At 70.5% G+C, this 16,896-nt stretch carries 16 protein-coding genes; 6 read left to right on the top strand and 10 right to left on the bottom strand.

The annotated features are described in order from the left end of the window. Nucleotides 1–54: 54 nt before the first annotated feature. From ACFY5B_RS35445 to ACFY5B_RS35430, 4 genes are all read right to left on the bottom strand, one after another. Complete coding sequence (locus ACFY5B_RS35445) at nucleotides 55–2,562, bottom strand: ATP-binding protein (protein ID WP_389977977.1); 2,508 nt, start codon at nucleotides 2,560–2,562, stop codon at nucleotides 55–57. Between the two features lie 263 nt (nucleotides 2,563–2,825). Next, a complete protein-coding gene (locus tag ACFY5B_RS35440) occupies nucleotides 2,826–3,149 on the bottom strand; it encodes an STAS domain-containing protein (RefSeq protein WP_344458811.1) in 324 nt (107 codons plus the stop codon). 150 nt (nucleotides 3,150–3,299) lie between these two features. Beyond that, nucleotides 3,300–4,148: a 3-hydroxyacyl-CoA dehydrogenase family protein gene (locus tag ACFY5B_RS35435; RefSeq protein ID WP_104784683.1), complete on the bottom strand. Its 849-nt coding sequence runs from the start codon at nucleotides 4,146–4,148 to the stop codon at nucleotides 3,300–3,302. A gap of 126 nt (nucleotides 4,149–4,274) precedes the next feature. Further along, the gene (locus tag ACFY5B_RS35430) at nucleotides 4,275–4,916 is read right to left on the bottom strand and encodes a TetR/AcrR family transcriptional regulator (protein ID WP_389977972.1); all 642 of its coding nucleotides are present in this window, start codon (nucleotides 4,914–4,916) and stop codon (nucleotides 4,275–4,277) included. Nucleotides 4,917–4,995: 79 nt separating this feature from the next. On the opposite strand from ACFY5B_RS35430, the gene ACFY5B_RS35425 reads away from it, so the two are divergent. Genes ACFY5B_RS35425 through ACFY5B_RS35415 form a run of 3 tightly spaced genes read left to right on the top strand, consistent with a single transcriptional unit; the run spans nucleotide 4,996 to nucleotide 7,124 of the window. Then, nucleotides 4,996–5,778, top strand: coding sequence for an ABC transporter ATP-binding protein (locus ACFY5B_RS35425; protein WP_389977969.1), 783 nt, complete (start codon nucleotides 4,996–4,998; stop codon nucleotides 5,776–5,778). Between the two features lie 10 nt (nucleotides 5,779–5,788). Next, nucleotides 5,789–6,532, top strand: coding sequence for an ABC transporter permease (locus tag ACFY5B_RS35420; protein ID WP_107455429.1), 744 nt, complete (start codon nucleotides 5,789–5,791; stop codon nucleotides 6,530–6,532). Between the two features lie 19 nt (nucleotides 6,533–6,551). Beyond that, entirely contained in the window at nucleotides 6,552–7,124 is a 573-nt protein-coding gene (locus ACFY5B_RS35415) for a cob(I)yrinic acid a,c-diamide adenosyltransferase (protein WP_107455430.1), read from the top strand. Nucleotides 7,125–7,218: 94 nt separating this feature from the next. Here the strand turns inward: ACFY5B_RS35415 and ACFY5B_RS35410 are convergent, their stop codons facing one another. Next, nucleotides 7,219–7,797, bottom strand: coding sequence for a hypothetical protein (locus ACFY5B_RS35410; RefSeq protein WP_389977965.1), 579 nt, complete (start codon nucleotides 7,795–7,797; stop codon nucleotides 7,219–7,221). 152 nt (nucleotides 7,798–7,949) lie between these two features. On the opposite strand from ACFY5B_RS35410, the gene ACFY5B_RS35405 reads away from it, so the two are divergent. From ACFY5B_RS35405 to ACFY5B_RS35395, 3 genes are all read left to right on the top strand, one after another. Further along, nucleotides 7,950–9,143: a sensor histidine kinase gene (locus ACFY5B_RS35405; protein ID WP_389977962.1), complete on the top strand. Its 1,194-nt coding sequence runs from the start codon at nucleotides 7,950–7,952 to the stop codon at nucleotides 9,141–9,143. Beyond that, nucleotides 9,140–9,781 carry a response regulator gene (locus tag ACFY5B_RS35400; RefSeq protein WP_389977959.1) on the top strand — a complete coding sequence of 214 codons (642 nt, stop codon included), beginning with the start codon at nucleotides 9,140–9,142 and terminating at the stop codon, nucleotides 9,779–9,781. The genes ACFY5B_RS35405 and ACFY5B_RS35400 overlap by 4 nt, the downstream gene beginning before the upstream one ends. A 124-nt stretch (nucleotides 9,782–9,905) precedes the next feature. Then, entirely contained in the window at nucleotides 9,906–11,732 is a 1,827-nt protein-coding gene (locus tag ACFY5B_RS35395) for a glycosyl hydrolase family 18 protein (protein ID WP_389977956.1), read from the top strand. Nucleotides 11,733–11,833: 101 nt separating this feature from the next. On the opposite strand, the gene ACFY5B_RS35390 is transcribed toward ACFY5B_RS35395, so the two are convergent. The 5 genes from ACFY5B_RS35390 to atpA all read right to left on the bottom strand — a co-directional run bounded on the left by ACFY5B_RS35390 (nucleotide 11,834) and on the right by atpA (nucleotide 16,885). Continuing rightward, nucleotides 11,834–12,280 carry a DUF2550 domain-containing protein gene (locus ACFY5B_RS35390; protein WP_389977953.1) on the bottom strand — a complete coding sequence of 149 codons (447 nt, stop codon included), beginning with the start codon at nucleotides 12,278–12,280 and terminating at the stop codon, nucleotides 11,834–11,836. Nucleotides 12,281–12,410: 130 nt separating this feature from the next. Then, a complete protein-coding gene (locus ACFY5B_RS35385) occupies nucleotides 12,411–12,788 on the bottom strand; it encodes a F0F1 ATP synthase subunit epsilon (RefSeq protein ID WP_033312984.1) in 378 nt (125 codons plus the stop codon). A gap of 117 nt (nucleotides 12,789–12,905) precedes the next feature. Then, a complete protein-coding gene (atpD, locus tag ACFY5B_RS35380) occupies nucleotides 12,906–14,354 on the bottom strand; it encodes a F0F1 ATP synthase subunit beta (RefSeq protein WP_389977950.1) in 1,449 nt (482 codons plus the stop codon). Nucleotides 14,355–14,357: 3 nt separating this feature from the next. Further along, a complete protein-coding gene (locus tag ACFY5B_RS35375) occupies nucleotides 14,358–15,275 on the bottom strand; it encodes a F0F1 ATP synthase subunit gamma (protein WP_389977947.1) in 918 nt (305 codons plus the stop codon). A gap of 20 nt (nucleotides 15,276–15,295) precedes the next feature. Then, entirely contained in the window at nucleotides 15,296–16,885 is a 1,590-nt protein-coding gene (gene atpA, locus ACFY5B_RS35370) for a F0F1 ATP synthase subunit alpha (RefSeq protein WP_389977944.1), read from the bottom strand. Between the last annotated feature and the right edge of the window lie 11 nt (nucleotides 16,886–16,896).

Genomic DNA, 16,896 nt, shown 5'->3' with positions numbered 1-16,896 from the left:
ACGAGCAGGGCCGGGTCCGTGGAACGGACCCGGCCCTGCTGTCGGGTGCGGGTGTCAGATCACCGTGTCCGGGCCGCTCGGCGTGCCCGTGGTGCTCTGCGGTGCGCTCGCCGTGGTGCTCGTGGGAGCACTGGGCGCCGGGCCGCTGGCCGAGTCGGAGGTGGACGGGCTGGTCGTCGGCGGGGTGGTCGTCGGCGTGGGCTGCCCGGTGTCCGTCGGAGTGGGCGTCGGCGAGGTCGGTGTCGACGAGCTCGTCGGCGGCTTGGTCGAGGAGGCCGGCGGCTTCGGCGAGCTCGGCTTCGGAGAGGACGGCGGCTTGGTCGAGGACGACGGCGGATCCGACGGCGACGCGGAGTCGCTCGGCTCCTGCGAACCGCTCGGGGAGGCCGTCGGCGTCGGGTCGTCCGACGTGCCGAGGGTGCCGTCCGGGCCCGGATCCGTCGGGCGGGCCGGCACCCCGCCGGTGCCGCCGCCGCCGTCGTCCTCCGGCCGGTCGGCGCCGAGGCTGTCGTCGCTGACCCCCTGACTGGCGGACGGGTTGACGCCGACCTGGCCGGAGGGCGGGTTCTTGTCGTTGTCGGAGGTGGCGCCGAGGGTCACCACCGTGCCCAGGACGGCGACGAGCAGGGCGCCGGCTCCGGCGGCCACGAGGTTGCGCCGGGCCAGGCCCTTCAGGCCGCCCCGGGCCGCCCGGGAGGGCCCGGGCGCGGTGCGGTGGGTGACCAGGGCCGGGGAGGGCGGCTGCTGGAGCGTGGGGAAGGGCGCCGGAACACCGCCGGGCGGGGACGCCGACTCCTCGTCACGGGCGTCGGGCACCTCCTCCCCCGCCGTCGGCCCGAGCCCGATCGGGGTACCCGAGCGGTCGGCGACCAGAGCGAGGGCACGGCGGCCGGCGACGGTGCCGCGCTTGTCGGCGAGGGCGCCGCGCAGGCCGATGGAGGCATCCAGTTCGGCGCGGGCCCGGTCGAGCTGCCCCGCGCACAGGGCGAGGACGCCGAGCTCGTGGTGGAAGTAGGCCTCTTCGGCGACGTCCCCGGCGAGCCGCGCCGCCTCGGCGCCGGAGCGCAGGGCCCGCTCCCAGGCGCTCCAGTGCAGTCCGGCGGCGAACGCGGGGGCGGCGGTGCGGGCCAGGTGCACGGCCGCGCTCTCCTCGCCCTCGGCGGGCGGCAGGGTGGCGGGTCCGAGGAGGGCGAGGGCGGCGAGGACCGCGTCGGCCTCGGCGCACACGCGCTCCGGGGTGACCGAGGGGTGCCCGGCCCACCAGGAGTAGTGCTGGGCGGCGCTGCGGGCACCGGCCTCGGTCTCGTCGGCGTACCCGGCGGCCTCCAGCTGGGCCGGCACGCCGGCCGCGAGGCGGTAGCGGGAGCCGACCGGGGAGACCAGACCGCAGGCGGCCAGTTCGCCGAGCGCGGCGTCCGCGTGGGTGTCGCCGACCAGGGCGGGCAGATGCGCCTGGTGCGGGACCTCGCCGCCGAGGGCGAGCGCGAACCGCAAGGTGGCGCGGGCGGAGGCGCTCAGCCGGGAGGCGAGCAGCGGCGCGGGCGCGGCGGCCTCGCCGAGCGCGGGCAGCGGCACGTCGTCGCCGAGGTCGTAGGTCTCGGCGCTGTCGGCCGGCGGCGCGTCCTCGAAGACGCCGAACTCGTCCACGGCACTGGTGCCGGCGCGCAGCCGGTCGCGCTGCCGCAGCAGGGCGCCGGCCTGCACGAAGCGCAGCGGCAGGCCCTCGGACTCGAACCAGAGGTCGCCGGCCCAGTTGGACTCGTCCTCGGTGAGGGTCCGGCCGACGGCGTGCTCGAGCAGGTCGAGCCCTGCCGCGCGCTCCAGCCCGCCGAGGACGACCTCCTCTACGGCGGCGGTGGAGGGGGCCGGCACGTCCGGGGTGGCGCCGAGCAGGAAGGCGCACTCGGGGGTCGCCTCCAGCAGCTCGTCCAGCGCGGCGCCGCCGAACTCCAGGTCGTCGAGGACGACGACCGCGCCGATCTCGCGGACGTGGGTGAGCAGTTCGTCCCGGTCCGGGCGGTGCAGGGGGGCGCTGTACACCGCCTGGAACAGGCCGTACAGCAGGTCCTCGGCGGTGCGTCCGAAGCCGTTGAGTCGGACGACGCCGTCGGGGGCGAGATCGGAGCAGTCCTCGGCGACGAGGTCGAGGAGGCGGGTGCGGCCGGAGCCGGGCGCGCCGGTGAGGCGGGTGGAGCGGCCGCGGGCGAGCAGGCGCACCAGGCGCTCGCGCTCGTCCTGGCGGGCCAGCAGTGGCAGGACGGGCTGCGGGGGGCCCGGCGGGACGGGCGGGCGGGCCGCGCGATCGGCCTCGGCGCGCTCGGCCGCGGTGAGCTTCACGGGCCTGGCGGGCCGTTCGGTGGGCGGGCAGGCCTCTATCTCGCTACCGTCGACGGGGTTGACCGTCAGCAGGAAATCGCCGGCGACGAGCTGCACGGTGCGGGCGAGCGCCGGCGCGTGCTGGGCGAAGTCGGGTGCGAGGGATTCCCTGGGAGGGCGCTGGCGCGGCGCCGGGCCGTCGCCTTCGTGGCCGTACTCCTCGGGTCCCTGGTTGTCAGGATCCATAGGTCCCCCCAAAAGCGTGTGTGTGCTTGGAAAAGCCCCTCCCGGCCTTGCTGCACACCGCGCTGTCGCTTCTGGTCCGGTCCCGCTCGAAGGGTGTCAAGGCAGCGGGCAGCCGAACCCTAAACCTTCGCACAGTATCTACGACAGTCCGGGGTACCGCTCCGTCCGTAACGTCACGGTCTCGTGAGGATTGTGCGCGTCGCACGATGGGGCGACGTACGTCCGGGTCTCCCCGGTCGCCCGGCTCACACCCGTACGAGCCGTCACACGCGGGGAAGCGTCTCCACTCCGATGCCTCCCTCGATCGCCAGGATCCGGTGCAGGCGGGTGGCCACCAGCAGGCGCTGCATCTGCGGCGGTACGTCGCGCAGCACCAGACGCCGGCCGCAGCGGCCGGCCCGCCGGTGGGCCCCCATGATCACACCCAGTCCGGTGGCGTCCCAGGAGTCCAGTTCGGACAGGTCCAGCACCAGGTCCCCGACTCCGTCGTCGACGGCCGAGTGCAGGACCGTACGGGCGTCCGCCGCGCTCCGGACGTCGAGGCGGCCCCCGACGACCAGCTCGGCGTGGTCGCCCCTGATGTACATATGCGCTCCCCGTGCGTGCGAATCGTGCTCCGCGTTCTGGATGTGGGTGATGCAACCTCTGACTGTGTGGAGGAGTCAGAGGTTGCTTCTTGTAAGCGAACCGATACCGAATTCACCCTGGGGTGTGATGAGCCCGGGGCATGTGCGGTTTCAGTGCTTGTAAAAGCCCTGCCCGCTCTTGCGTCCGATGTCACCGGCGTCAACCATCCGGCGCATCGACTCGGGGGCCGCGAACTTCTCGTCCTGGGACTCGGTGTAGATGTTGTTCGTGGCGTGCAGCAGGATGTCGACGCCGGTCAGGTCCGCCGTCGCCAGCGGGCCCATGGCGTGGCCGAAGCCCAGCTTGCAGGCCAGGTCGATGTCCTCGGCGCTCGCCACGCCGGACTCCTGCAGCTTCGCGGCCTCGACGACCAGGGCGCAGATGAGACGGGTCGTCACGAAGCCGGCGACGTCGCGGTTGACGACGATGCAGGTCTTGCCGACCGACTCGGCGAACTCCCGGGCGGTGGCCAGGGTTTCGTCGCTGGTCTTGTAGCCGCGCACCAGTTCGCACAGCTGCATCATCGGCACCGGCGAGAAGAAGTGCGTGCCGACGACCCGTTCCGGGCGTTCCGTCGCCGCCGCGATCTTGGTGATCGGGATGGCGGAGGTGTTGGAGGCGAGGACCGCCTCGTCCTTCACGATCTTGTCGAGCGCGCGGAAGATCTCGTGCTTGATCTCGAGCTTCTCGAAGACGGCCTCGACGACCACGTCCGCGTCCGCCACGGCGTCCAGGTCGGTGGTCGCGGTGATACGGGCCAGGGCGGCGTCGGCGTCGTGCGCTTCCAGCTTGCCCTTGGCGACGAACTTGTCGTACGACGCCTTGATGCCGTCGGTGCCCCGCGTCAGTGCCTCGTCGGTGACGTCACGCAGAACCACCTCCCAGCCCGCCTGTGCGGAGACCTGGGCGATGCCGGATCCCATGAGGCCGGCTCCGATGACGGCGAGCTTCCCTGCCACTGTGCGACTCCCCTGACGCGCTGCTTATGTCTGCCTCTCGGGCGGACACTAGCGCTCGTGAGGGGCTGTGTGACCAGTAAGTAATGCGCGTCACGTCTCACATGACGGACGTCACACCACCAGGGGTCATTCGCCGCCTCGGACGGCGTAGTTGAGCACCTTCTCGCCCAACAGCTCCTCGATGTCGTCGAGAACGACGAGCATCTCCCGCGACACTTCGTCCGGGTTGCGCCCCTTGACCATCTCGCGGCCGATCGCGACGAAAAGGGTGCCGTGGACCCAGCAGATCTGACCGGCGATCAGCCCGGGCAGCGGGTCGCCGGCGGTGGCGCCGGTCTCCTCGCGGAGGGTCGCCTCCAGGTTCTCCTGGAGTTCCTGCTGCATGCTCCACAGCCGGGAGCGCAGCGGTGGCGCCTCTTCGATGCAGCGCATGAAACGGTCGTAGCCCTCGATGAGGCCCATACGGGGCGAGACGGCCTCGATCTCGGCGCGCAGCTCGCGCAGCACCGCCCGGGTGGCCGACTCCCCCGTGTCCCGGCCGCGCACCCAGCGCGAGAGCCGGTCGACGACGCCCTGCGAGCGGTCGAAGAAGAGGTCCTCCTTGGCCGGGAAGTAGTTGTAGACGGTGTTCACGGAGACGTCGGCGGCGTCCGCCACCTCGGCGATCGTCACCGTCACGAACCCGTGCTCCAGGAAGAGCCCGGTGGCGATGTCCGAGATGCGCTGCCTGGTCTCGCGCTTCTTCCGTTCCCTGAGCCCCTCAGCCATGTCCGAATCCTAACTTCCCTGGAGGCTCTGAAAAGTTGGGGTCATTGCAAACTTTAAGAGACTCTGTTTTTCTGGGGTCATGGCAATCATCAGTACGGCCGGGCTGGCCCGTACCTTCCTGACCAAGAACGGCCCCGTGGAGGCCGTGCGCTCGATCGACCTGACCGTCCGCGAGGGCGAGATCCTCGGCTTCCTCGGCCCGAACGGGGCCGGCAAGACGACGACCCTGCGGATGCTGACGACCCTGCTGGAGCCGACCGGCGGGGCCGCCACAGTCGCGGGCCACGACCTGGCCACGGACCCGGCCGGGGTGCGGCGGGCCTGCGGCTACGTGGCGCAGTCCGGCGGCGTCGATCCGCAGATCAGCGTGCGGGAGGAGCTGGTCACCCAGGGGCGGCTGTACCGGCTGACCAGGGCGCAGGCCGTCGAGCGCGCCGGGGAACTGGCCCGCGACCTGGACCTCACCGGGCTCCTCGACCGCAAGTGCGGCGCACTGTCCGGCGGTCAGCGGCGGCGGCTGGACATCGCGATGGCGCTCACCCACCGCCCGAAGGTGCTGTTCCTCGACGAGCCGACGACCGGTCTCGACCCCGGCAGCCGCGCCGACCTGTGGGAACTGGTGCGCCGGCTGCGCGACGAGCACGGCACGACGGTCTTCCTGACCACGCACTACCTCGACGAGGCCGACGCCCTCTCCGACCGGCTGGTCGTCGTGGACCACGGCGTGGTCGTCGCCGAGGGCACCCCGAGCGCGCTGAAGCTGCGGTACGGCGGCTCGCTCGACGCCTCGCTCCAGGACACGTTCCTCGCCATCACCGGCCGCAGCGCCGCGCCGGCCGACGCCGCCCCCGTAGCCGTATAGGAGTCCGGGAATGCTGCTGCACGACACCGCCCTCGTCTACGGGCGCTACCTCCGCCAGTCACTGCGCTCGCGCTTCGCGCTGCTCTTCGGCGTGCTCATGCCGCTGCTGTACCTGCTGTTCTTCGGCCCGCTGCTCACCGACCTGCCGCTCGGCGCGGGAGGCAGCTCCTGGCAGGTGCTCGTCCCGGGCCTGCTGCTCCAACTCGGCCTGTTCGGGGCGTCCTTCGCGGGCTTCTCGATCATCATCGAGAAGGGGCACGGCGTGGTCGAGCGCATGCGCGTCACCCCGGTCAGCCGGCTGGCCCTGCTGCTGGGCCGGGTGCTGCGGGACGCCACGGTGTTCGTCTTCCAGGCCGTGCTGCTGGTGCTGGCGGCGGTGGCGATGGGCCTGCGGGCACCCCTGGCCGGGGTGCTGATCGGCTTCGCCTTCGTCGCCCTGCTCACGCTCTCGCTGGCCGCCCTGTCGTACGCGCTGGCGATGAGGATGGACACCCCGCAGAGCTTCGGCCCCGCGATCAACGCGCTAACCATGCCGTCCATGCTGCTGTCGGGCCTGATGCTGCCGATGACCCTGGGGCCGGCCTGGCTGGACGCCCTTTCGCACCTCATGCCGTTCCGCTATCTGGTGGACGCGGTGCGGGACGCCTACGTCGGCAGCTACGCCACACCCCACATGCTCTACGGCGCGCTGGTGGCCGTCGGTCTCACGGCGCTGTCCGTGACAGTGGGCACACGCGTGTTCCGAACCGCCTGACCCTAACTACGCTGGCCACATGGTCAATCTGACGCGCATCTACACCAGGACCGGCGACCAGGGCACCACCGCTCTCGGCGACATGAGCCGGGTCGCCAAGACCGACCTGCGGATCTCCGCGTACGCCGACGCCAACGAGGCGAACGCGGTGATCGGCACGGCGATCGCGCTGGGCGGTCTGGACGAGGAGCTCGTCAAGGTCCTCACCCGCGTCCAGAACGACCTGTTCGACGTGGGTGCGGACCTGTCGACGCCGGTGGTGGAGAACCCGGAGTTCCCGCCCCTGCGGGTCGAGCAGTTCTACATCGACAAGCTGGAGGCGGACTGCGACCGCTTCAACGAGCAGTTGGAGAAGCTCCGCTCCTTCATCCTCCCCGGCGGCACCCCGGGCGCGGCCCTGCTCCACCAGGCCTGCACGGTCGTACGCCGGGCGGAACGCTCCACATGGGCGGCGCTGGAGGTGCACGGAGAGGTGATGAACCCGCTGACGGCGACCTACCTCAACCGCCTCTCCGACCTGCTGTTCATCCTCGCGAGGACGGCGAACAAGCAGGTCGGAGACGTGTTGTGGGTGCCGGGCGGGGAGCGTTAGAAGCGCCCCGAAAGGGGCGCGGGGCTGATGTCGATCTGCGGCTCCGCCGCGTGGGCGCGACAAGCCACGACTCACCGGCAGCCGAGGAACCGGCCTATCGTCGCACCCTCTCCTTGTCGATCTGCTTCTCGGCTTCCCCCGCGGGAGCCTTCCGCGGCCAGACCAGGTAGCTCAGCGCGACCAGTCCGTGGATCCCGGCCGCACGCCAGGCCACGTAGCGCCAGCTCTCCAGGGAGGTCACGCGGCTCGGGTCGTCCACATACCAGATCGCCAGCTGGAGGAGCACGGTCGCGACGGCGGCGCCCACCAGCGTGCCCAGCCAGACCTTGCCCTCGTACCGGGCCCGGGCCATGCCGTACCGCGGTGGGCCGACCGGCTTCGGGGCGCCGCCCAGCCGGTGGGCGGCGTGGCCGTCCAGCCACTTCACCGTGCGGTGGCCGTGCCCGACGGTGTAGCCGATGTACAGCGCGGCCAGGCCGTGCGTCCAGTTCGGCTCGGCACCGTTCTTCAGGTCCAGCGCGGTGGCGACCAGCAGGACGACCTCCAGCAGCGGCTCGCACAGCAGCAGGCCGAGGCCCAGCCGTGGCATGCGCAGCAGGTAGCGGGCGCCCAGGCCGGCCGCCAGCAGCACCCAGAAGCCGATCTCGCAGGCGGCGATCAATGCGACGATCACGGTTCGCTCCTCTCGGTCACCTCCTCAGGCTCCCGTGCGGCGCGCCCGGAATCGTCGTCGCGACTGACGAAACCGCAGTACATCGAAGGATGCAGCCGGGGACCCTCCGCGGGGATCACGCGCGGGGCGCGACGGCCGTGTTGGATGGTGACATGGCCGTACGACTCCCCCGTCCCCGCCGTTTCGACGTCCACGTCGCGCTGGGCGGCCTGCTCGGCGGGTTGCTGCTGTGGGGCGTGGGCCTGGCCACCCGGCCGCACACCGAGGCGTATGTGCTCCTGCCCGGGCCCTGGCCGGTGCTGCTGCCGCTCGTCGTCATGGCGGGCTGCGAGCTGCTGCGCCGGAGCGCCCCCCGCACCGCTCTGCTGATCGGCACGCCCGCGATCGTCCTGGACACCGTCACCCAGGGCAACCTGGTCACGATCCTGATGTACACCGACCTGATGTACGCGGCCGTGCTGTACGGCCCGCCCGCGTCGGCCCACCGCATCCCGCGGATCACCGGGCTGCTCTCGGTGGCCGCCGCGGTGGTGCCGTTCGCGGTCTGGCGCGAGCCCGAGGCGCTGCTGATCGGCGTGATCACCGGCCTCGTGTCCTTCGGCCCCGCCGCCACCGGCCTGATCGTCCGTACCCACCGCGACGCGGCCGAGGCGGCCCGGCTGCGCGCCGAACAGACCGCGCTGCTCGCCGAGATGGACCGCACCCAGGCGGTCACCGCCGAACGGGCCCGGATGGCCCGCGAGCTGCACGACATGGTCGCCAACCACCTGTCCGCGATCGCCATCCACTCCACCGCGGCGCTGTCCCTCGACGATCCGAAGACCTCTCAGGAGGCGCTTAAGGTCATCCGCGAGAACAGCGTGGAGGGTCTCGCCGAGATGCGGCGGCTGATCGGCATCCTGCGCGACAGCAGCGGCGACGTGGAACCGTCCGCCGCTCCCACGCTCGACGGTCTCGGTGCGCTGGTGGACGGCGCCCGCACCAACGGCCTCGACGTCACCCTCGACGCCGAACGGAGCGAAGTGCCCGCCCCCGTCGAGCTCGCCGCTTACCGCATCGTGCAGGAGTCGCTGACCAACGCGCTCAAGCACGCCGCCCCGGGCCGGGTCACCGTGTCCCTCGCCCGGCGGGACGGCTCCCTCGTCGTCAGCGTGACCAGCCCCTACGGGGACCGGGACGCCCCGCGCGCCCCCGGCTCCGGCGCGGGTCTGGTCGGCATGAGAGAACGGGTGGCCCTGCTGGACGGCACGTTCGAAGCCGCCCCCGAGGACTCGCCCGACGGCAAGATCTGGGTGGTACGCGCCACCCTCCCCGTCAGCCACAGCCTCGAAGGAGACACCGCATGATCCGCGTCCTGGTCGCCGAGGACCAGTCCGCCGTCCGCGCCGGGCTCGTCCTCATCCTGCGCAGCGCGCCCGACATTGAGGTGGTCGGCGAGGCGGCGGACGGCGAGCAGGCGGTGGCGCTGGCCCGCGAGCTGCGGCCGGACCTGGTGCTGATGGACGTTCAGATGCCGCGTCTGGACGGGGTGTCGGCGACGCGGCAGGTCGTCTCCGAGCGGCTCGCCGACGTGCTGGTGCTGACCACCTTCGACCTCGACGAGTACGTCTTCGGGGCCCTGCGGGCGGGTGCGTCCGGCTTCCTGCTGAAGAACACCGAGGCGGGCGAGCTGCTGGAGGCCGTGCGGACGGTGGCGCGCGGGGAGGGGCTGATCGCGCCGGCGGTGACGCGGCGGCTGATCGCGGAGTTCGCCGCGAAGCCCGCCCGGGAGCCCGCGGCCGATCCGGCGGTGCTGGAACAGCTGACCCGGCGGGAGCGCGAGGTGCTGTCCTGTCTCGGCCGGGGTCTGTCCAACGCGGGCATCGCGGAGCGGCTCGACATGGCCGAGGCGACCGTGAAAACCCATGTCAGCAGGCTGCTCGGAAAGCTGGGGCTGCGGAGCCGGGTGCAAGCCGCCGTGCTGGCGCAGGAGTTGGGCGTCTGAATCGAGTTCGGTGCGTGGTGGTCCAGACCTATTGACCGGTGGTTCAGACCTTTCTATTCTCACCGCACCATGAGTGGGCGTGAGGCTCAGTCACGCCCCCACAACTCCATCAAGGAGGCGCAGCATGCGCTTCAGACACAGAGCCGCGGCAGGGTTCGCGACCCTGTTGCTCCCCTTCGCCGGCCTCGTCGGCCTGGCGAGCCCGGCCCAGGCGGCCACATCCGCCACCGCGACCTACGCCAAGACCCAGGACTGGGGCTCCGGTTTCGAGGGCAAGTGGACGGTGAAGAACACCGGCACCACGACCCTCAGCTCCTGGACCGTCGAGTGGGACTTCCCCTCCGGCACCTCCGTCACCTCCTCCTGGGACGCCGACGTCACCTCCTCCGGCACCCACTGGACCGCGAAGAACAAGTCCTGGAACGGCACCCTCGCCCCCGGGGCCTCCGTCACCTTCGGGTTCAACGGTTCCGGCTCCGGCTCCCCCGCCCACTGCAAGCTCAACGGCGGCAGCTGCGACGGCGGCACCACGGAGCCCGGCGACAGCACGCCCAGCGCCCCCGGCACCCCGACCGCCTCCGGCATCACCGATACCTCGGTGAAGCTGTCCTGGTCCGCCGCCACCGACGACAAGGGCGTCAAGAACTACGACGTCCTGCGCGACGGCGCCAAGGTCGCCACCGTGACGACGACCTCGTACACGGACACCGGCCTTACCAAGGGCACCGACTACTCCTACTCCGTCCAGGCCCGTGACACCGCCGACCAGACCGGCCCGGTCAGCGGCTCCGTCCGCGTCCGCACCACCGGCGGCACCACCGAGCCCCCGCCCACCGGCGACAAGGTCAAGCTCGGCTACTTCACCGAGTGGGGCGTCTACGGCCGCAACTACCACGTCAAGAACCTCGTGACGTCGGGCACGGCCTCGAAGATCACCCACATCAACTACGCGTTCGGCAACGTCAAGAACGGCCAGTGCACCGTCGACGACACCTACGCCGCCTACGACAAGGCCTACACGGCCGACCAGTCCGTCAGCGGCACCGCCGACACCTGGGACCAGCCGCTGCGCGGCAACTTCAACCAGCTGCGCCAGCTGAAGGCCAAGTACCCGCACATCAAGGTGCTGTACTCCTTCGGCGGCTGGACCTACTCGGGCGGCTTCGGCCAGGCGGCGCAGAACGCGGCCGCGTTCGCCAAGTCCTGCAAGGCCGTCGTGGAGGACCCGCGCTGGGCCGACGTCTTCGACGGCATCGACATCGACTGGGAGTACCCGAACGCCTGCGGCCTGACCTGCGACACCTCCGGTCCGGCGGCCTTCAAGAACCTCTCGCAGGCCCTGCGGAACGAGTTCGGCCCGAACTACCTGGTCACCGCGGCCATCACCGCCGACGGCTCCTCCGGCGGCAAGATCGACGCGGCCGACTACGGCGGCGCCGCCCAGTACCTCGACTGGTACAACGTGATGACGTACGACTACTTCGGCGCCTTCGACAAGGACGGTCCGACCGCCCCGCACTCCCCGCTCACGTCCTACCCGGGGATCCCGCAGGCGGGCTTCAACTCGGCCGACGCGATCGCCAAGCTGAAGTCGAAGGGCGTCCCCGCCAAGAAGCTCCTCCTCGGCATAGGCTTCTACGGCCGCGGCTGGACCGGCGTCACCCAGTCGGCCCCGGGCGGCTCGGCGACCGGCGCCGCTCCGGGCACGTACGAGGCGGGCATCGAGGACTACAAAATCCTGAAGAACTCCTGCCCGGTGACCGGCACCATCGCCGGCACGGCGTACGCGCACTGCGGCGGCAACTGGTGGTCGTACGACACTCCGGCCACGATCGCCGGGAAGATGACCTGGGCGAAGAACCAGGGGCTAGGCGGCGCGTTCTTCTGGGAGTTCAGCGGCGACACCGCGAACGGAGAGCTGGCGAACGCCATCGACAGCGGCCTGAAGTAGGCCGGATCACAGGAAAGTTCGAAGGGTCGTAGACCCTAGGCGACATTGACGCTCCCCCCAGACTTCGTCCGGGGGGACCCCCACCCAGCGGGTGAACGTGCCTACGCCACGTTCACCCGCTGTCCGGGCGGGGCTGCCTCCAGCCACGCCAGAAAACCGGTCAGCGCGTCTTCGCTCATCGCGAGTTCCAGACGCGTGCCCCGGTGCACACAGGCCAGGATCACATGGTCGGAGAGGAGCGCCAGCTCCTCCTCGCCCTCCGGCACCCTGCGGCCGGCCACCTCGATCGCGGACCGCTCCAGGACGCGGCGCGGACGCGGCGAGTACGAGAAGACGCGGTACCACTCGACTCGGTCACCGTTGTACCGGGACACCCCGTACGCCCAGCCCTTGCCGTTGGTGTCTCCCTCGGCCGGGGCGTCCCAGCGCATGCTGGCGTCGAAGGTGCCGCCCGACCGCTGGATCAGCCGGCGGCGCAGGCCGAAGACGAACAGGCCCACCACCACGAGGGCCACCACGATTCCGCACACAGTCAGAGCGAGGACCATCGACACCGACCTCCTCGTCTCCTAGGTAACGGAACGTAAAAATCACCCACATCCGCCTCAGCCGCGGCCGGGCCCGGATCTCTCCGGTACCCAGCCGCGGCTGAGTGACATCATCACGCGGCGGACAGGGTCAGCGCGCCGCCGTCGCAGCCCGCAGACGGACGTCAGCGCGGCGCTGGGCCTCCGCGTCGTCCTCCGCCTTCGCGCGCTCGAGCTCCTGCTCCGCGCGCTGGACATCGATCTCGTCCGACAGCTCGGCGACTTCCGCCAGCAGCGAGAGCTTGTCGTCCGCGAACGAGATGAATCCGCCGTGCACAGCGGCGACGACCGTCCCGCCCTCACTCGTGCGGATGGTCACCGGGCCCGACTCCAGCACACCGAGCAGCGGCTGGTGACCGGGCATGACGCCGATGTCGCCGGACGTGGTGCGCGCGACGACCAGGGTGGCCTGGCCGGACCAGACCTCACGGTCGGCCGCGACCAGCGCGACGTGCAGCTCAGCAGCCAAGGGTGGCTCCTCGGGTCACCACCCGGCGGGAGTGCCGGGTGTTGGTTACAAGTCTAGTAGGCGTGAATGAGGGGGCGGGACGAACCCCGCCCCCTCATGACTCGAGCGCTGCCCGGGTCAGGAGACGCCCAGCTCCTTCGCGTTCTTCTTCAGGTCCTCGAGACCACCGCACATGAAGAACGCCTGCTCCGGGAAGTGGTCGTACTCGCCGTCGCAGATCGCGTTGAACGCGGCGATCGACTCGTCCAGCGGCACGTCCGAACCGTCCACGCCGGTGAACTGCTTGGCGGCGTGGGTGTTCTGGGACAGGAAGCGCTCCACGCGACGGGCACGGTGGACGACGAGCTTGTCCTCCTCGCCGAGCTCGTCGATACCGAGGATCGCGATGATGTCCTGCAGGTCCTTGTACTTCTGCAGGATGTTCTTCACGCGCATCGCGGCGTTGTAGTGATCCGCCGAGATGTACCGCGGGTCGAGGATGCGGGACGTCGAGTCCAGCGGGTCCACGGCCGGGTAGATGCCCTTCTCGGAGATCGGACGGGACAGAACCGTCGTCGCGTCGAGGTGGGCGAAGGTGGTGGCCGGGGCCGGGTCGGTCAGGTCGTCCGCGGGGACGTAGATCGCCTGCATCGAGGTGATCGAGTGACCACGGGTCGAGGTGATGCGCTCCTGGAGGGTGCCCATCTCGTCGGCCAGGTTCGGCTGGTAGCCCACCGCGGAGGGCATACGGCCGAGCAGGGTCGACACCTCGGAACCGGCCTGGGTGAAGCGGAAGATGTTGTCGATGAAGAACAGCACGTCCTGCTTCTGGACGTCACGGAAGTACTCCGCCATCGTCAGGCCGGCCAGGGCCACGCGCAGACGGGTGCCCGGGGGCTCGTCCATCTGACCGAAGACCAGGGCGGTCTTGTCCAGAACGCCGGACTCTTCCATCTCCGCGATGAGGTCGTTGCCCTCACGGGTGCGCTCGCCGACGCCCGCGAAGACGGAGACGCCCTCGTGGAGGTTGGCGACACGCATGATCATTTCCTGGATCAGCACGGTCTTGCCGACACCGGCACCACCGAACAGACCGATCTTGCCGCCCTTGACGTACGGGGTGAGCAGGTCGACGACCTTCAGGCCCGTCTCGAACATCTCGGTCTTCGACTCGAGCTGGTCGAACGCGGGGGCCTTGCGGTGGATGGACCAGCGCTCGCCGTCGTGGGTCTCGTCGCTGTTCAGCACCTCACCGAGGGTGTTGAACACCTTGCCCTTGGTGAAGTCGCCGACCGGGACGGTGATGCCCGCACCCGTGTCGGTCACCGGGGCCTGGCGGACCAGGCCGTCGGTGGGCTGCATGGAGATGGCGCGGACCAGGCCGTCACCCAGGTGCTGGGCGACCTCGAGGGTCAGCGTCTTCTTCTCGCCGGCCAGCGCCGGGTCTGCGACCTCGACGTGAAGGGCGTTGTAGATCTCCGGCATCGCGTCGACGGGGAACTCCACGTCGACGACCGGGCCGATGACCCGCGCGACGCGGCCAGTGGCCACGCCAGCAGGAGCGGTCGGCTCAACAGTGGTGGTCATTTGTCAGTCACTCCCCGCGGTCGCGTCGGCCAGGGCACTGGCGCCACCGACGATCTCGCTGATTTCCTGGGTGATTTCGGCCTGGCGGGCCTGGTTGGCAAGCCGGGTGAGCGTCTCGATGAGCTCTCCGGCGTTGTCGGTGGCCGACTTCATCGCGCGCCGCGTGGCGGCGTGCTTGGAGGCAGCCGACTGGAGCAGCGCGTTGTAGATGCGGCTCTCGACGTAGCGCGGCAGCAGGGCGTCCAGGACGTCCTCCGCCGAGGGCTCGAAGTCGAACAGCGGGAGGATCTCGCCCTTGGCGGGCTTGGCCTCCTCGGCGACCTCGTCGAGGCTGAGCGGCAGGAGCCGGGCCTCGATCGCCGTCTGCGTCATCATCGACACGAACTCGGTGTAGACGATGTGGAGCTCGTCCACGCCGCCCTCGGCCGTCTCCGTCTCGATCGCCTCGATCAGCGGGGCCGCGACCTTCTTGGCGTCCGCGTACGAGGGCTCGTCGGTGAAGCCCGTGAACGACTCCGCGATCTTGCGCTCGCGGAAGTTGTAGTGGGCGACACCGCGGCGGCCGACGATGTAGCTGACGACCTCCTTGCCCTCGGCCTCGAGCTTCGCCGTGAGCTTCTCCGCGGCCTTGATGGCGTTGGAGTTGAAGGCACCGGCCAGACCGCGGTCGCTCGTGAGGAGCAGGACCGCGGCGCGGGTCGGGTTCTCCGGCTCAGTCGTGAGCGGGTGCTTGGTGTTCGATCCGCCGGCGACCGCCGTGACCGCCCGGGTGAGCTCGGTCGCGTACGGGGTGGAGGCCGCCACCTTGCGCTGCGCCTTGACGACGCGCGAGGCGGCGATCATCTCCATCGCCTTGGTGATCTTCTTGGTCGCGGTGACGGATCGGATGCGACGCTTGTAGACCCGGAGCTGGGCTCCCATGAGTCAGGTCCCTTCCGTCGTCACTTACCGGCAGCCGGGGTGTCCTCGCCGAGCAGCTTGCCGTCGGAGGTCTCGAACTGCTTCTTGAACTCCACGATGGCCTCGGCGACGGCCTGGAGGGTGTCGTCGGACATCTTGCCGCCCTCGCGGATGGAGGTCATCAGGCCCTGCTCCTTGCGGTGCAGGTACTCCAGCAGCTCCTTCTCGAAGCGGCGGATGTCGGCGACGGGGACGTCGTCCATCTTGCCGGTGGTGCCGGCCCAGACGGAGACGACCTGGTCCTCGGTGGCCATCGGCTGGTACTGCGCCTGCTTCAGCAGCTCGACCATGCGCTGACCGCGCTCCAGCTGCGCCTTGGACGCGGCGTCCAGGTCGGAACCGAAGGCGGCGAACGCCTCCAGCTCACGGAACTGGGCGAGGTCCACGCGCAGACGGCCGGAGACCTGCTTCATCGCCTTGTGCTGCGCGGATCCACCGACTCGGGAGACGGAGATACCGACGTTCAGCGCGGGGCGCTGACCGGCGTTGAACAGGTCCGACTCCAGGAAGCACTGGCCGTCGGTGATGGAGATGACGTTGGTCGGGATGAACGCCGAGACGTCGTTGGCCTTCGTCTCGACGATCGGCAGACCGGTCATCGAGCCGGCACCCATCTCGTCGGAGAGCTTCGCGCAGCGCTCCAGCAGACGGGAGTGCAGGTAGAAGACGTCACCCGGGTAGGCCTCACGGCCCGGCGGGCGGCGCAGCAGCAGCGACACGGCGCGGTAGGCGTCGGCCTGCTTCGACAGGTCGTCGAAGATGATCAGGACGTGCTTGCCCTGGTACATCCAGTGCTGGCCGATGGCCGAACCGGTGTACGGCGCCAGGTACTTGAAGCCGGCCGGGTCGGACGCCGGGGCGGCGACGATGGTCGTGTACTCCAGCGCGCCGGCCTCTTCCAGAGCGCCGCGCACACCGGCGATGGTGGAGCCCTTCTGGCCGATGGCGACGTAGATGCAGCGGACCTGCTTGTTCGGGTCGCCCGTGCGCCAGTTGTCACGCTGGTTGATGATGGTGTCGACGGCCAGGGCGGTCTTGCCGGTCTGGCGGTCACCGATGATCAGCTGACGCTGGCCACGGCCGATCGGGGTCATCGCGTCGACGGCCTTGTAGCCCGTCTCCATCGGCTCGTGCACCGACTTGCGGACCATGACGCCCGGGGCCTGCAGCTCCAGGGCGCGACGGTCTTCGGTCTCGATCTCGCCGAGGCCGTCGATCGGGTTGCCGAGGGGGTCCACCACGCGGCCGAGGTAGCCCTCGCCCACCGCGACGGAGAGAACCTCACCGGTACGGGAGACCGGCTGACCCTCCTCGATACCGCTGAACTCGCCGAGGACGACGCAGCCGATCTCGCGCTCCTCGAGGTTGAGGGCGAGACCGAGGCTGCCGTCCTCGAACTTCAGCAGCTCGTTGGCCATGACCGAGGGCAGACCCTCGACCTTCGCGATACCGTCGCCGGCGAAGGTGACCGTACCGACCTCCTCGCGCGAGGCCGCGTCCGGCTTGTACGCCTGGACGAAGTTCTCCAGCGCGTCCCGGATCTCCTCCGGCCGGATCGTGAGCTCCGCCATCTGGGTTCCCT

Source organism: Streptomyces sp. NPDC013187 (genome assembly GCF_042899705.1).
Classification (GTDB): Bacteria; Actinomycetota; Actinomycetes; order Streptomycetales; family Streptomycetaceae; genus Streptomyces; species Streptomyces hawaiiensis_A.
This window is presented reverse-complemented; position numbering and strand designations above follow the sequence as displayed.

Excerpts from the sequence above, each read along its gene's own strand:
- ACFY5B_RS35430 (WP_389977972.1), bottom strand. The coding sequence starts at position 4,916 with ATGGCTGAGGGGCTCAGGGAACGGAAGAAGCGCGAGACCAGGCAGCGC.
- ACFY5B_RS35425 (WP_389977969.1), top strand. The coding sequence starts at position 4,996 with ATGGCAATCATCAGTACGGCCGGGCTGGCCCGTACCTTCCTGACCAAG.
- ACFY5B_RS35390 (WP_389977953.1), bottom strand. The coding sequence starts at position 12,280 with ATGGTCCTCGCTCTGACTGTGTGCGGAATCGTGGTGGCCCTCGTGGTG.
- ACFY5B_RS35405 (WP_389977962.1), top strand. The coding sequence starts at position 7,950 with ATGGCCGTACGACTCCCCCGTCCCCGCCGTTTCGACGTCCACGTCGCG.
- ACFY5B_RS35415 (WP_107455430.1), top strand. The coding sequence starts at position 6,552 with ATGGTCAATCTGACGCGCATCTACACCAGGACCGGCGACCAGGGCACC.
- ACFY5B_RS35440 (WP_344458811.1), bottom strand. The coding sequence starts at position 3,149 with ATGTACATCAGGGGCGACCACGCCGAGCTGGTCGTCGGGGGCCGCCTC.
- ACFY5B_RS35375 (WP_389977947.1), bottom strand. The coding sequence starts at position 15,275 with ATGGGAGCCCAGCTCCGGGTCTACAAGCGTCGCATCCGATCCGTCACC.
- atpA (WP_389977944.1), bottom strand. The coding sequence starts at position 16,885 with ATGGCGGAGCTCACGATCCGGCCGGAGGAGATCCGGGACGCGCTGGAG.
- atpD (WP_389977950.1), bottom strand. The coding sequence starts at position 14,354 with ATGACCACCACTGTTGAGCCGACCGCTCCTGCTGGCGTGGCCACTGGC.
- ACFY5B_RS35400 (WP_389977959.1), top strand. The coding sequence starts at position 9,140 with ATGATCCGCGTCCTGGTCGCCGAGGACCAGTCCGCCGTCCGCGCCGGG.
- ACFY5B_RS35445 (WP_389977977.1), bottom strand. The coding sequence starts at position 2,562 with ATGGATCCTGACAACCAGGGACCCGAGGAGTACGGCCACGAAGGCGAC.
- ACFY5B_RS35395 (WP_389977956.1), top strand. The coding sequence starts at position 9,906 with ATGCGCTTCAGACACAGAGCCGCGGCAGGGTTCGCGACCCTGTTGCTC.
- ACFY5B_RS35420 (WP_107455429.1), top strand. The coding sequence starts at position 5,789 with ATGCTGCTGCACGACACCGCCCTCGTCTACGGGCGCTACCTCCGCCAG.